Origin of the sequence: Anoxybacillus sp. EFIL, assembly GCF_013096955.1 — a bacterium.
Lineage (GTDB): Bacteria > Bacillota > Bacilli > Bacillales > Anoxybacillaceae > Anoxybacillus > Anoxybacillus ayderensis.
In genome coordinates this window covers 190257-204544 of the sequence record NZ_SDLH01000002.1, presented here as the reverse complement: position 1 = coordinate 204544, position 14288 = coordinate 190257, and the positions used below count along the sequence as shown (strand labels likewise).

The 14288-nt window shown below is 43.9% G+C and carries 9 protein-coding genes, 2 pseudogenes and 1 other annotated feature; of the genes and pseudogenes, 1 reads left to right on the top strand and 10 read right to left on the bottom strand.

The genetic code is table 11. The features are described 5' to 3' along the window. Window positions 1–125 precede the first annotated feature (125 nt). The 6 genes and pseudogenes from ES017_RS15865 to msrA all read right to left on the bottom strand — a co-directional run. Window positions 126–878, bottom strand: a pseudogene (locus tag ES017_RS15865) (RHS repeat-associated core domain-containing protein); the annotation flags it as partial. Between the two features lie 750 nt (window positions 879–1628). Then, window positions 1629–2868, bottom strand: a pseudogene (locus ES017_RS04080) (IS110 family RNA-guided transposase). Window positions 2869–3152: 284 nt separating this feature from the next. Continuing rightward, a complete protein-coding gene (gene pheT, locus ES017_RS04075; RefSeq protein ID WP_171334843.1) occupies window positions 3153–5567 on the bottom strand; it encodes a phenylalanine--tRNA ligase subunit beta in 2415 nt (804 codons plus the stop codon). 15 nt (window positions 5568–5582) lie between these two features. Then, window positions 5583–6617: a phenylalanine--tRNA ligase subunit alpha gene (gene pheS, locus ES017_RS04070; RefSeq protein ID WP_009361815.1), complete on the bottom strand. Its 1035-nt coding sequence runs from the start codon at window positions 6615–6617 to the stop codon at window positions 5583–5585. 46 nt (window positions 6618–6663) lie between these two features. Then, window positions 6664–6899, bottom strand: a binding site (T-box leader). A 69-nt stretch (window positions 6900–6968) separates the two neighbouring features. Further along, on the bottom strand, window positions 6969–7721 hold the full coding sequence (locus ES017_RS04065) for a TrmH family RNA methyltransferase (RefSeq protein WP_042534099.1): 753 nt from the start codon (window positions 7719–7721) through the stop codon (window positions 6969–6971). Further along, window positions 7718–8242 (bottom strand): peptide-methionine (S)-S-oxide reductase MsrA, encoded by a 525-nt coding sequence (gene msrA, locus ES017_RS04060; RefSeq protein WP_026011504.1) that lies wholly within the window; start codon window positions 8240–8242, stop codon window positions 7718–7720. The genes ES017_RS04065 and msrA overlap by 4 nt, the downstream gene beginning before the upstream one ends. Before the next feature lie 84 nt (window positions 8243–8326). On the opposite strand from msrA, the gene sspI reads away from it, so the two are divergent. Next, window positions 8327–8536: a small acid-soluble spore protein SspI gene (gene sspI / locus ES017_RS04055; RefSeq protein ID WP_019416728.1), complete on the top strand. Its 210-nt coding sequence runs from the start codon at window positions 8327–8329 to the stop codon at window positions 8534–8536. 50 nt (window positions 8537–8586) lie between these two features. Here sspI and xylB read toward each other — a convergent pair whose 3' ends face one another. From xylB to ES017_RS04035, 4 genes are all read right to left on the bottom strand, one after another. After that, a complete protein-coding gene (xylB, locus tag ES017_RS04050) occupies window positions 8587–10086 on the bottom strand; it encodes a xylulokinase (protein ID WP_019416727.1) in 1500 nt (499 codons plus the stop codon). A gap of 17 nt (window positions 10087–10103) precedes the next feature. Beyond that, a complete protein-coding gene (gene xylA / locus ES017_RS04045; protein ID WP_019416726.1) occupies window positions 10104–11429 on the bottom strand; it encodes a xylose isomerase in 1326 nt (441 codons plus the stop codon). 104 nt (window positions 11430–11533) lie between these two features. Further along, window positions 11534–12160, bottom strand: a complete 627-nt coding sequence (locus ES017_RS04040) for a YesL family protein (RefSeq protein ID WP_019416725.1) — start codon at window positions 12158–12160, stop codon at window positions 11534–11536. After that, complete coding sequence (locus ES017_RS04035) at window positions 12157–14274, bottom strand: glycoside hydrolase family 52 protein (RefSeq protein ID WP_019416724.1); 2118 nt, start codon at window positions 14272–14274, stop codon at window positions 12157–12159. Before ES017_RS04035 ends, ES017_RS04040 begins: the two co-directional genes overlap by 4 nt. Between the last annotated feature and the right edge of the window lie 14 nt (window positions 14275–14288).

The following is a 14288-nucleotide window of genomic DNA, read 5'->3' as shown; positions in this document are numbered from 1 at the left end:
AAGGGAGGAAATTTGCATAATTCCGCAGATTTTTGCTGGATGAACGTGCAAAAATCCGTTTGGATTTGCAAAAAAATGACCATTCTATTCCGAATTAACTTGATAATTTACAATAATACCCGAATTTAATACCTAAATATTAGATTTGGAACTACCAAGCTCGTATAGAATATAGATTTTTTTGTCCAGTTATATCCTTTGGTTATTTTTTTAAATGCAGATTTTGAAAGCTTTTTTGCTAAATAGTTAACAACTTTTTCTGCTGCCTTAGTTAATATGATATTAGAAAGAACCGGGAATAGATACCAAGTCAAAACTTGTTTTATTACATAACTGGCGGCTAAACCTGCACCAAAGCCTATACCTGTACTTATTAAAAATCCAGGAGTTAAATTAATTGTTACAGATATTTCTTGCCAACCTATATTTACCTTAATATAACTATTGAACCCTAAATCAAGTCGCTTTGAGTAGTGACCATTTGGATCAATAGAATTAACAGGGTTATTTTTCGTATACACATACTGATTCAAACTCTGCGGATCATCCTCAAACCCATGGAACGTATCCCTTGTAATAAACCGACCAATGTTCGCATCATAATACCGCGCCATTAGGTAGTATAGCCCGGTTTCTCCATCGTAATAATAGCCGGCATAACGGTATGGGTTCGCTGTTGCCAGCGCACCGGTTTTGAACAGAATGTTACCCCATGCGTCATACTCGTATTGGGCGACGACATTTCCGCTTGCGTCCGTCAATGCGACGACATCTCCATGACCGTTCACATGATAGTAGTAAGTGGCTCCGGCTTTCGTCATCGTGACCGGGCGGCCCAATGCGTCCCACGTATATTCCGCTGTGATGTTGTTGTTGGCGTCTGTTTCATCCGATAAACTAAGTAATACGTATCATTCCCTAAAAACAGATCCATGATGCCAATACTAGCATCATGGATACTCATTACTTAGAGAAATGGACGAGCCATTCCATATATTCCAACTACAACACATAATAATCCGCCAACAAAATACAAAATTTTAATAAGCCAAAAATTAAAAGATATAGGCAATGGGGTTATATATTTAAGACGACTAAAAGTTTTGCTATGAAAAAATCTTTGTCGTGTTGTGTAAAAAAACATCCAAATCCCAAAAATTCCAACTGAAAAATTAAATATAGACCAGTAAAAATCCTCCTCCATTAAATTCTACTCCCTCTATAAATGTTGATATATCAACGGTTGTAGCCGTTCCGGGGGTGTCAAAAAAATATTTTTCGACAAAGTTTCTAATATTATTTCTTAAATATGTGTATATCTTACATTGACTGGGTACGCTTCGCGGCCACTACTGGTTAAATTTGGTTGTAGTGAGGGAAGCGTATGTGATGCACCTTGGATCCCTGCATCGCTGATGATGACGAACCCTCCCATGTCTCTTGGCATCCTTGTGCCTACATTCCTTCGTTCGGTCTAGTCATCAGGCAGAGGCCGGCTAAGCTCCTTTAGGGACTCAAGGTCGAATGGATGATATCGCGCCAGCTTCTCCGTGTCATCCTTGTTGTCTAGAGAATCGAGACTATAGGCATCAAGCAGCCGTTTCGAGGCCAAAGATGTCCTGCATCATTCACTTCACGTCAAACGCCTGTCGTTTCGTACACACCGCATGCAGTACCTTCAGTAATTTTCCGCATAACACTACAATGGATTGCTTCTTCCGCAACGGATTATCGGGCCGTGTCGTGTAATAATCATGTAACTGTCGAAACGCTTCGTTGTGGCGGATCATCGGCATCATCACGCGGAAGAGGAGGGCGCGCAACCGCCTTCTTCCACGCTTCGAGATCCGTTTTTTCCCTTTGTGTTGGCCGGAGGAATGCTCCCGCAGTGTCAGGCCCGCAAGTTTCAATAATTGGCGCGGATCCTGATAGTGGGAAAAACTCCCGATTTCCGATAACAGTTCCACGATAGTCGCATCCCCTAAGCCCGGAACCGTTTTGAGCCATTCGTATTCCACGGATGTTTGCACAAGTTCCGTTAGTTGCTGGGTCAGTGCCTCGATTTCTTCCTCCAATTGGCGGTACCGGCGGACAAGTGTGGCAATTTCGATACGGGCCATCTGTTGTCCTTCCGTTACGCCAATGGAGTGTTGAGCCAATTCCATCAACTTCTTCGCTTTCGGTTTTTGTGGCGATTGTAATCCCTCACTTTGCCGGTAAAGGGCCAGCACCTCTTCTAGTTCTTTTCCTGCCAGATCACTCGGAAATGGCGTATATTCCAGCACCGCGAGCGCCATTTTCCCAAACGACGGAAAGACTTGCGTAAATTCCGGAAAATACCGATCGAGCCAGTGAATCATCTGATTTCGAACCGCTCCCTGCTCTTCCACGAGTTTGGATCGAAACGTCGCCCCTGCGCGCAGTTCGGCCTCCATCCCTTTCAGAATACGAGGATAGCTGAATCGGCCGTCTTTCACTAACCGGGCAATGACGAGCGCGTCTTTCGCATCATGCTTGGTTGGAAGATTGTCGTCTAGCTCTTTGGAGCGCTTCACGTGCATCGGGTTTGTCATCACGAGAGAGATGCCCTTCTCGTCAAGAAAGTAAGCGAGATTGAGCCAATAATATCCCGTTGGCTCGATGCCAACGATCACTTCCGTTTTTTCAAATTCCTCCATCGCTTTCACGATGCACTGGTACAACCATTCCAACCCTTCTCTGGATTGCGGAACGGGAAACGATTTTTTTTAGCACCCTCCCTCGCTCATCCACAAAGCAGGCATAATGCTTCTTTTTCGCGATATCCATGCCAACGACGGGCGTTTGATCGGTGACTTGATTAATCTTCTTGTTTGAGATAGAATTCATGTATAGTCCTCCTTGGTATCCAAATTAGGGGTCAATTCATCCGATTGACACCCCCGAATCATACCAAGAGGGCTTTTTTTATTCAAGTCCCCGAAAAAACTTCTAACAGGAATGCTCCTTTCGTTTTGATAGTTTGATTACACTTCACTTTTTTCCATTCTTCACCACAAACTTGCTGTCGAACCCCGCCAATTTTGGCGGACTAGATAAAAAACGCCCCCACCGATCCGCCAAGGACATAAAATCCCCCATCCAATGCTTATGCATCAGATGGGGGATTCGTTTTATCCGCGCAATGTGGCGCCGAATTGTTGTTCGACCGCTTTGATGACTTGTTCGTGAACGTTTGTTATTTCTTCATCTGTTAATGTCCGCTCTGGGTCATAGTAACGGAGCGAGAAGGCGATCGATTTTTTGCCTTCTGGAAGGCGGTCTCCTTTATAGACGTCGAAAATCGATACGTCTTTTAATAGTTCGCCGCCTGCTTCGATAATCGCTTTTTGCAACTCACCCGCGACGACATGTTCATCGACAACAAGGGCAATGTCGCGCGTAATGGATGGGAAGCGTGGAATCGCTGTATAGCGAATGTCATCTACTTCCGCCTTCAACAATGCTTCAATGTCTAGTTCAAACACATACGTTTCTTTTAAATCAAATTCTTTTTGTACGACCGGATGAAGCTGACCGACAAAACCGATTGTCTTATGATCTAATAAAATTTCTGCTGTACGCCCTGGGTGAAGGTGCTCGCGTTTGGCTTGCTTATATTCCACGCGGTTCTCTAATCCTAGCAGCGCAAATAAACCGTCTAAAATGCCTTTTGCAACGTAGAAATCGACCGCTTTTTTCTCTCCTTGCCATACATGCGCATGCCATACTCCTGTCAAGACACCGGCTAACCGCTCTTTTTCGTTTGGCAACTCGTTTGCATTCGTTGCTAAATATACCGAACCGATTTCGTATAGCGCTACGTTTTCGACTTGGCGAGCACGGTTGTAGCTTGCAGCTTCAAGCAAGTGTGGCACTAAACTTTGCCGCAAGACGCTTCGTTCTTCACTCATTGGCAATGCCAAACGGATCGGTTCCGCCGTTTCAAGCGCAAACATCGTCGCTTTCGCCTCGTTTGTGAGCGAGTACGTAATTGCTTGGAACAAGCCCGCATCTTCTAAATAACGGCGTACTTTACGACGCTTTGCTTGGTATGGTGTGAGCTTGCCTGGGTTTGCTTCCCCGACTGGAAGAGTTGCTGGCAAGTTGTCATATCCATAAAGACGCGCCACTTCTTCGATGATGTCTTCTTCAATCGCAATATCGCGGCGGCGCGATGGAACAGCAATCGTAAACGTTCCGTTATCTTCTGTGAACGTAAATTGCAAGTTCGTTAAAATGCCTGCCACTTCTTCTTTCGTAATGGTTGTGCCAAGCACATTATTGATACGGTCTAGTGTAATCGTGACAACGACATCTTTTCGTTGCAGTGTGTTCACTTCCACCACGCCGCCAACGACTTCACCGCCAGCATATTCCGCCATTAACATCGCCGCGCGGTCAAGCGCTTCTTTTGTCCGCGCTGGGTCGATGCCTTTTTCAAAACGTGTGCTCGACTCGCTGCGCAACCCATGATCTTTGACCGCTTGGCGAACAATCGGGCTTGCGAAATACGCGGATTCAATAAACACGGTCGTTGTGTCATTTTTTACTTCCGAGTTCGCGCCGCCCATCACACCGGCTAAAGCGACAGGCTCTTTGCCGTTTGTAATGACAAGATGCTCTTCTGTCAGCGTCCGCTCTACATCGTCGAGCGTCACGATCGTTTCACCTGCTTTCGCGCGGCGAACGACAATTTCTTTTGAACCGAGGCGGTCGTAATCAAACGCATGAAGCGGCTGGCCGTACTCAAGTAAAATATAGTTCGTAATATCAACGACGTTATTATGCGGTCGAATGCCGGCTGCCATTAAATGCGCTTGCATCCAAAGCGGAGATGGACCAATTTTCACGTTTTTCACAATACGTCCCGCATATAACGGATTGTCTTCTGGCGCGTCGACGCGTACGGAAATGTAATCATAAACGCTTTCGCTGTTTTCGTGAAGTTCGATTGCCGGCAACTTCACGCTCCGTCCTAAAATAGCCGCTACTTCATAAGCAACGCCAATCATGCTTAAACAATCGGCACGGTTTGGGGTTAATCCTAATTCTAACACTTCGTCATCCAAGTAAAGTAGTTCTAACGCATCCGCTCCGACCGGCGCATCGCTTGGGAAAACGAAAATGCCATCAGCGTATTCTTTCGGCACTAATTTTGATTCCACGCCAAGTTCTTGTAACGAACAAATCATGCCGTTCGATTCCTCACCGCGCAATTTGGCGCGTTTAATTTTGAAATTTCCAGGCAATACCGCACCAACTTTCGCAACGGCAACCTTTTGTCCTTTTGCGACGTTCGGTGCCCCACAAATAATTTGCACCGGCTCTCCTTCACCGATATCAACGAAACATTTGCTTAATTTATCAGCATTCGGATGTTGTTCACGCTCAAGTACATGTCCGATGACGACACCTTGTATTCCTTTATTGCGCACCTCAACACTTTCCACTTCAATGCCTGCTTTTGTGATGCGATCAGCCAATTCTTTTGCCGTAATATTTGTTAAATCAACATATTGTTGTAGCCATTTATATGAAACAAACATCATGCCAACCTCCTTTTACACCCGATTAAATTGTTGCAAGAAACGAACATCGTTTTGATAAAAATGACGAATATCATCAATGCCGTACTTCAACATCGCAATACGCTCTGGCCCCATCCCGAACGCAAAGCCTGTATATTTTTTCGAATCAAATCCCGCCATCTCCAGCACGTTCGGATGAACCATCCCAGCACCTAAAATTTCAATCCAGCCAGTACCTTTACATACTCCGCATCCGTGTCCGCCGCAATTAAAACATGACACATCAACTTCGACCGACGGCTCAGTAAATGGGAAAAAGCTCGGGCGGAAACGAATGTCGCGGTCTTCACCAAACATTTTGCGAGCAAACTCGCGCAACGTTCCTTTTAGGTCGCTCATGCGAATATGTTCATCAACGACAAGCCCTTCAATTTGCGTAAATTGATGCGAATGTGTTGCATCGTCGTTGTCGCGGCGATACACTTTTCCCGGGCAAATGATTTTTACTGGACCGCGTCCTTGATGCTTTTCCATCGTGCGTGCTTGCACAGGTGACGTATGCGTGCGCAATAAAATTTCCTCTGTAATATAAAAGGAATCTTGCATATCGCGCGCAGGATGACCTTTTGGCAAATTGAGCGCTTCAAAGTTGTAATAGTCTTTTTCGACTTCCGGTCCTTCGGCAATCGTATAGCCCATGCCGATAAATAAATCTTCAATTTCTTCAATGACGCGCGTCAACGGATGATGATTCCCGCGTCTAATCGGGCGTCCTGGAAGTGTCACATCAATCGCTTCCGCTGCTAGTTTTTTCTCGACTTCTGCTTGTTCAAGCGTTGCTTGCTTTGCTTCAAGCGCTGTTTGAATCGCTTCGCGCACTTCGTTCACAAGCGCTCCCATCACAGGACGCTCTTCAGGAGACAATGCCCCCATGCCGCGCAGCACTTCTGTAATTGGGCCTTTTTTGCCGAGATATGCGACGCGCACGTCATTGAGCGCTTTTAAATCGTTTGCCTGTTCAATTTTTTCAAGTGCTTCTTGTTGAAGCTGTTGTAACCGCTCCTTCATAAAAACCCTCCTCTGATCTATATAAATAAAAAAACTCGCCCCTCACATAAGGGACGAGTGCACTCGCGGTACCACCCTTGTTAGCTATGCCGTTCGCATAGCTCACTTCATTCAGATAACGGCTTCCACCGGAACGCCTTTACATTTTGCATATGCAAAATGGTCCAAGCGTCAACTCCCGAGGTGAATTCACTTGCTTCTACCATAAAAACGCTCGCAGTCTATGGCGTTTTCTCCCTGAATGGCGATCGGCAAGCTACTCTTCTCGATCATCGTCTTTTCATCATGAAATTCTTCATTTATTATAAGCAAATGTGCCATCAGGTGCAAGGTAATCGTACAAACATACGTTTATTTTTTCTGTAAATGATACAGTAAAATGCCTGTCGCAATGGCGACGTTTAATGATTCCGCTTTCCCGTAAATCGGCACGTATAAGTTCGTTGTCGTCTGTTTTAGCCATTGCTCATTCACTCCGCTCCCTTCGTTGCCAACAATTAATGCAAACGATGACGAAGGAGCGACAGAACGATAGTCTACCCCATGTTGAAGCGATGTGCCATAAATAGGAATATGCCTATTTTGAAAGCGGGCGATCCATTGCCCGATATCTTCTTTTATAACAGGGAAATGAAACAGTGAGCCTTGCGTGGCACGAATGACTTTTGCGTTGTATATATCTGCGCTTCCCTCTCCAACAACAACAGCGTCTATTCCTGCGGCATCTGCGGTGCGAATAATCGTCCCGACATTCCCCGGATCTTGTACGGCATCAATGAACAATGCGGTTTGTACATCGTCGACGTTCCAATGCAATTGTTTGCATACCGCTGCGATGCCTTGCGGTGTTTCCGTGTCGCTAATTGTTTTCATCACGTCATTTGTCACGATCGTCATCGGAATGTGTGCAACGTTCCAGCTTGCGGGAATAATCGCATGCTCCGCAACAATCAGTTGTTCGATATGAACGCCACTTTTGATTGCCTCTTCGACTAAATGAAATCCTTCAATGAGAAACAATCCAGTTTTGTCGCGTTCTTTTTTCGTTGAAAGTTTTTTCCATTGCTTCACTCGCTCATTTTTTGTTGATTCAATTCGTTTCACTCGTTGTTCCCCCAATGTTTCGCAATAAATTCATCGCGACCTGAAGCAGCGCGGTCTTCTTTATAGTGCTTCGGATTTTTTTTATGGTAATTTTGATGATAGTCTTCTGCTGGATAAAACGTTGTCGCAGGCAAAATTTTGGTGACAATCGGTTTTGAGAAACGTCCACTTTCTTCTAGTTGTTTTTTCGATTGCTCCGCTAATGTTTTTTGCCGCTCATTATGATAAAAAATAGCTGTTCGATATTGCGGACCGCGGTCATGAAATTGCCCGCCATCATCCGTCGGATCAATTTGACACCAATATAACTCTAACAATTTTTCGTACGGAAACACACTCGGATCAAACGTAATTTGCACCGCTTCATAATGCCCTGTCGTCCCTGTTTTCACTTGTTCATATGTCGGATTTTCCACATCACCGCCGGTGTATCCAGAAACGATGCCGTAAATGCCATCAAGCTCTTCAAACGGAGTGACCATGCACCAAAAACAACCTCCAGCAAATGTTGCTTTTTCCATCTTTCTCTCTCCTCTTTTAATGAATAGTAGTTACCATTATAGCAAAAACTACGTACGCAATACATAAAGAATGGAGTGAAAACAATGGACTTCAACTTACGTGGTGCCGTGATGGCAAACGTCGCAAACAGCTCAAAAGACCAATTAGAACATACGATCGTCGATGCGATTCAACAAGGGGAAGAAAAATATTTGCCTGGTCTTGGCGTCTTGTTTGAAGCATTATGGAATCATGCAACAGATGAACAAAAACAATCGATGCTTGCCACATTAGAAGAAGCAGTAAAAAAATAGCCTTCCATGCGAAGGCTATTTCTTGCACAATTTATTTTAAGGGGGGATTTTTATCGTCTAAACGCTTTCAATTTTTTCGACAGTTCCTTTGTTTGTAGGTATATTTCTTTATACATTTCGAAAATTTCTTTATATCTTTCTACAGCTCGGCTATTCGGCTCAACAACTTGTTCTACGTCTTTAAATATACGAGCACAGTGTTCTAAAGATGGGAACCACTTACAACCGTAGGCCGCAATCATCGCAGCTCCCATACTTGGACCTTGTTCATTCTTTAATTTTTCGATTGGTGTAGCGAATATATCTGCTTGAATTTGTAACCACTCTTCACTCTTTGCCCCACCGCCAATCGAAACGACTGTATCCACACGTTTTCCACTCGCTCTAATGATTTCGACAGATTCATTTAAAGAAAACGTAATCCCTTCTAATACAGCGCGCGCAAAATCCCATGATGTATGAATAGCATCCACTCCGATAAAAGAAGCACGAATATCAGCATCTGCATGAGGAGTTCTTTCCCCAACTAAATACGGTGTGAACAATAGTCCGTTCGCTCCAATAGATGATTGATACGCTCGTTTGACAATTTCAGAAAAAGACATGTGATTTAAAAACGTTCGCTTAAACCAATCAAAACTATATCCCGCAGCTAACGTTACACCCATAATATAGTACGAATTTGGTTTTGCGTGATTAAAATAATGTACTTTTCCTCCAAATTCTCTTTCACCAGTTTGTTCAAATGCAAGCACGACACCAGATGTCCCGATACTACACATCGTTTGTCCTTCTTCTAAAATGCCCGCACCAATTGCCCCACATGCGTTGTCTGCTCCACCAGCAAATACTTTTGTATTTTTTGACAATCCGGTTTTTTCTGCTATTTCCGGCAACAATGTACCAACATAATCCGTGGACTCAACTAATGGCGGACATAAATGAATATTAATATCGAGCGCCTGACAAATTTCCTCACTCCACACCTTTTTACTTATGTCTAGGAGCAACGTTCCTGCTGCATCAGAATATTCCATAGCGATATGACCCGTTAGACGCATGCGAACATAATCTTTTGGTAATAAAAACGTACGGACTTGTTTATAAAGATGCGGTTCGTGCTTTTTTACCCATAATAATTTGGGTAACGTAAACCCTTCAAGTGCCCGATTTTTTGTAATGGACAACAACTTATCTCTTCCAACTTTCTCTTCAATTAATCGGCACTCTTCTGTCGTTCTTGTATCGTTCCAAAGAATGGCTGGACGTACAACCTCATTGTTTTCAGATAATAATACTAGCCCATGCATTTGTCCAGAAAAACTGAGTCCGACAATCGAACTGGGATCGACATTTGATACTTGCAACACTTTTCGTAATGCAGTAATCGTTTTTTCTACCCAATCTTCTGGATTTTGCTCGCTATATCCTGAATATGGTTGATAAAGGGGATACGCCTCTGTGCACTCCCCTTTTACTTTTCCAGTCCAGTCAACAAGTAATACTTTAACTGCACTCGTTCCCAAATCGATGCCAATGACGTGTTCCAAGTTCATCCCTCATTTCGTTAACGAGCTACACAAACTTCAAGTAAATATTGGTTAAGCAACGTTTTTAAACGTTCTTGCCGTCCTGAACGATTGGAAATATCGCGAAGATTTAATGCATATGCCTCTAGTGTATGGAAGTCGGCCTTCCCATCAATGATATCCCGGCCAATTCCTTCTGTATAGCTTTTATACCGTTCCTCAACAACTGATTCAAACACACGATCCTCAATTAAACGATACGCCACTTTTAGTCCAATCGCAAAGCTATCCATTCCGGCAATATGGGCGTAGAATAAGTCTTCTGGTTCAAACGAACCGCGTCTTACTTTCGCATCAAAGTTCAATCCGCCTTTTCCGAGTCCGCCATTTTGTAAAATTTCGTACATCGCAAGAGTAGTAGAATACAAGTCTGTTGGGAATTCGTCGGTATCCCAGCCAAGCAACGGGTCGCCTTGGTTGGCATCGACCGAACCGAGCATTCCGTGAATGCGCGCTACGCGAAGTTCATGTTCAAATGTATGACCTGCCAATGTCGCATGGTTTGCTTCAATGTTGAATTTGAAATAATCTTTTAGTCCATACGTCTGTAGAAACGCTAATGCTGTTGCAACATCAAAGTCGTATTGATGCTTCGTTGGTTCTTTTGGTTTTGGCTCAATTAAAAATTGCCCGTCAAAGCCAATTTCTTTCGCATAGTCAACCGCCATATGCAAAAAGCGGGCTAAATTGTCCAGTTCGAGCTTCATATTTGTATTTAACAACGTTTCATAGCCTTCACGCCCGCCCCAGAATACATAGTTTTCTGCACCAAGTCGTTTGGCAATTTCTAAGCCTTTTTTCACCTTTGCTGCTGCATACGCAAACACATCTGCATTGCAAGAAGTGGCTGCACCATGTACAAAACGAGGATGTGTAAATAAATTAGCTGTATTCCAAAGCAACTTGGTTTTGCTTGTTTTCATGTATTCTTCGATCATATCAACAATCGTATCTAAGTTTTGATACGTTTCTTTTAACGTCGCTCCTTCTGGGGCAATATCGACATCGTGGAAGCAGAAAAATGGAATGTTTAGCTTATCAAATAACTCAAACGCTGCCTCCACACGCGCTTTTGCCAAATCCATTCCGCTGTATCGGTTCCACGGGCGGATCGCCGTACCAACCCCAAACGGGTCTGCCCCATCCCCAACAAATGTGTGCCAATACGCCACCGAAAAGCGCAAATGCTCCTCCATCGTTTTATCCCCGACTTTTTCTTCCGGATTATAAAACTTAAACGCAAGCGGATTTTCCGATGCCGGGCCTTCATACACCACTTTGTCAACGTTTTCAAAATACGCCATACTAAAATCCTCCTCGTCATTTAGTGAAATCGAACTTCTGATAACAGTATAACGCCTTTTTGTTTGTTTGTCTATTAGATAAACAAAGTTTGTTTGTTATAAGTTTATGACAATTTCCCCTCTATCTTTCGGAAACATTTTAATGCCCCTTTCATTACAATGAGAGAACATAAACTAGCTCCATAAAACGGAATGAGCGCCGGTATAGACAAAAACAACATTCCTATCAAAATAACCGAGATAGTCAGCGTCAATGTTGTTGCCGGATTAGCTATTCCGATGAAAAATGAATGTTTTATATAATCAACTACTCGCAAATGGTAATGAACATAAACCGGAAAAATATACAAGCAAACAATGAAATAAAACATCGTAATCATCAGCAAAAATGCCAAAAGTATGAGGGAGAGCATCCCTTTCGTGTAAGTCATAAATAAAAAATCAAGAAACAATACACCGGCACCGGTTCCTAAAACAAATCCTATTGCATTTGTTCGCCAAAATTCTTTTTTGTATGTGGAAAAAAACGTCTGAAATACAGGAATATCCTCTTGTCCTGTCAGCCATTTTCTCATAACAGTAAATAAAGAAATGGAAGATGGAGCGATTCCAGCCACAACCAGCCCAGCGAAAGTAAAGAAAAACCAAAGAACATTCACATACGCTAATCTCATTCCCCATTCACATAAACGAAAAAGTTTTCCTTCCTCCCAGTACAGTTGCCCTTTCATCTTCCCTCCTCCAACCATAAAATGCTCGTTACGCCGCGCGGGTAGTATTTGCTGCCGCTAATTTCACCAGCGATAATTTGGTCGCTCCAACTCCAAATGGAGAGCGTCGGATGCGTGAGCCACGCGACATGAGCCGCATCAGCCCGTTTTCCTTGTTCGTCCCATTCCCACCCTAAAATGTGGCGAGCAATAAACTGGCATAAATAAATTTTACTTAACCACGAGTTGTTGCTTGTCGAGGAAATTTTCCATCCGCCGTCTGGAAAGAGGCAAATTCCTTCCTGTAATACATAACGCAAATGGTTGCGCAGCGCTTGAATATATTTCCCAAAACGTCCATCCTCTTTTAACGCCTCATGGCAATTCGTAAAATAAGGGAATACAAGCCCTTCAATGGCTGGAATGATTTTTGAGTCATTTCCTTCCCCCATCACCGCTGGGATATATCCTTGATCCGTCACATAGCTTACGATAGTCGCTGCGCATTTTTCCGCTTGTTCACCAGCTAACACGGCTAGCTCTTCGTTGCCGACATCGCTAAACAATTTCTCAAGCGCGACATAGGCTGCCCAGCACTTTCCTGCTAAATATAAGTTATTACGCGCTTGGCCGAGGGAAACATCTAAACTATCATATGTTGTAATCTCTGCGCCACCCATCGTGCGCGTGCTATCAAGTTCCATAATTCCGTTTCGCTTTTCTCGGTCTGGATGATCGCGGCGAACCATGCTTTCAAGGCACTGCTCCAAAATGTCGAGCCGCTTGTCGCGCCATGCCCAATCTTTCGTTTGCTCAATGTATACCGCCGCGCAAAGCACCCAGTTGACGAGCTGTTCGTGTGTCATATGCGAAAAGCAGCCGCTAATGCCATATAGCTCATATGACGAGTAATGTGGGCGCGAGAATGTGTTAGCAACTCCCATATCATGGGTAAAGCTGATGCCTCCCGGATATTCCTTTTCGTCTCCCGGAAAACGGGCACAATCTTCGTAGCTGTATCGCTCCACATACAAATCAAGTACATTTTTCACCGTCCAAGGGTTCATTTTCAATTCAAAAAAGAGTTGGTCAACCGTTAAATCAAACGTGTTCATCATCCGATATTCGCCTTCATTAACGACCCAAATCGGCTTTCCTTCATGCTCAAGCAACTGGGTATTGCCATAGTAGCTGCGAATCGCATGCGCCATCATAAACTTCTGATCATCGGAGAGCCATTCTTTTTCAATGAGTTCATTCGAACGGAACGACTGCTCCTTTAATACGTCCGACTTCTCTAACGCATAAAGGCCGACTTCTTCGAGATTATTGAAGAAACGGGTGTAAAAATAAGAAGTATCCATTCCCGCCGTTGCATAGCCGCCGCGGTAAAAACAAACGGCAAATTGATATGTTTTCTTTTCTCCCGCCGGCACATCGACGATTAACGCCCCAACTTTCCCAAGTCCAAATGTCCAGTTTTCTTCAAGCGGTGTTGTTAAAATATCTTCCATACTAAAATGCAACGCAGAGCGAACACCCTCGTCTTTGGAGACAATGCCCACAATCCGTCCTTGGCCAATCCCGCGCAACTGCGGGCACGTATCATCGATCCGCCGCATCGAGGTGTACGGGTCGGTGCCTTCGAATCCAAAAAACGCCCGCCGTGTTCTTGTTCCGTTTGTATTATCGATCGTCATCTCTACAATTACAGCCGGAACCAACGCCAACTTGAGTTCTTCCTCGGCTGCTGTTTCAGGATCAGGCACCGCCTTTACTGGCGAATAAATCGTAAACGTTAAATCCCTAGATTTCCACGTATCGGTTGCCACACGGAATTCGCGCTTGATCTCCTCTTTTGCAAACGGAATAAGAATGTTTGGTTTTTGCGGATTTGGATCTGGGTTTTCAATATCGTATCGTCTGCTTTCATCTTCATTTTCCATTTGTAAAAATGGCAATACATCATATACATTTGACTGTTCTAATGACTCTACACCAATAAACACATTTTGTCTTGGAGGACGAGCTAATTCGAGATCTAATCCTCCACTTTTTCCGGGAAACCCCAGTGTAAAACTAGCAAATGCTCCGACTGGTGAATGATGCGCATTAAAAAACATATTTTTCGGCATAACCATACCCCTTT

Coding starts and splice junctions, on each gene's coding strand:
- pheT (WP_171334843.1), bottom strand. CDS start 5,567: ATGTTTGTTTCATATAAATGGCTACAACAATATGTTGATTTAACAAAT.
- pheS (WP_009361815.1), bottom strand. CDS start 6,617: ATGAAGGAGCGGTTACAACAGCTTCAACAAGAAGCACTTGAAAAAATT.
- msrA (WP_026011504.1), bottom strand. CDS start 8,242: ATGGAAAAAGCAACATTTGCTGGAGGTTGTTTTTGGTGCATGGTCACT.
- sspI (WP_019416728.1), top strand. CDS start 8,327: ATGGACTTCAACTTACGTGGTGCCGTGATGGCAAACGTCGCAAACAGC.
- xylA (WP_019416726.1), bottom strand. CDS start 11,429: ATGGCGTATTTTGAAAACGTTGACAAAGTGGTGTATGAAGGCCCGGCA.
- ES017_RS04040 (WP_019416725.1), bottom strand. CDS start 12,160: ATGAAAGGGCAACTGTACTGGGAGGAAGGAAAACTTTTTCGTTTATGT.
- ES017_RS04035 (WP_019416724.1), bottom strand. CDS start 14,274: ATGCCGAAAAATATGTTTTTTAATGCGCATCATTCACCAGTCGGAGCA.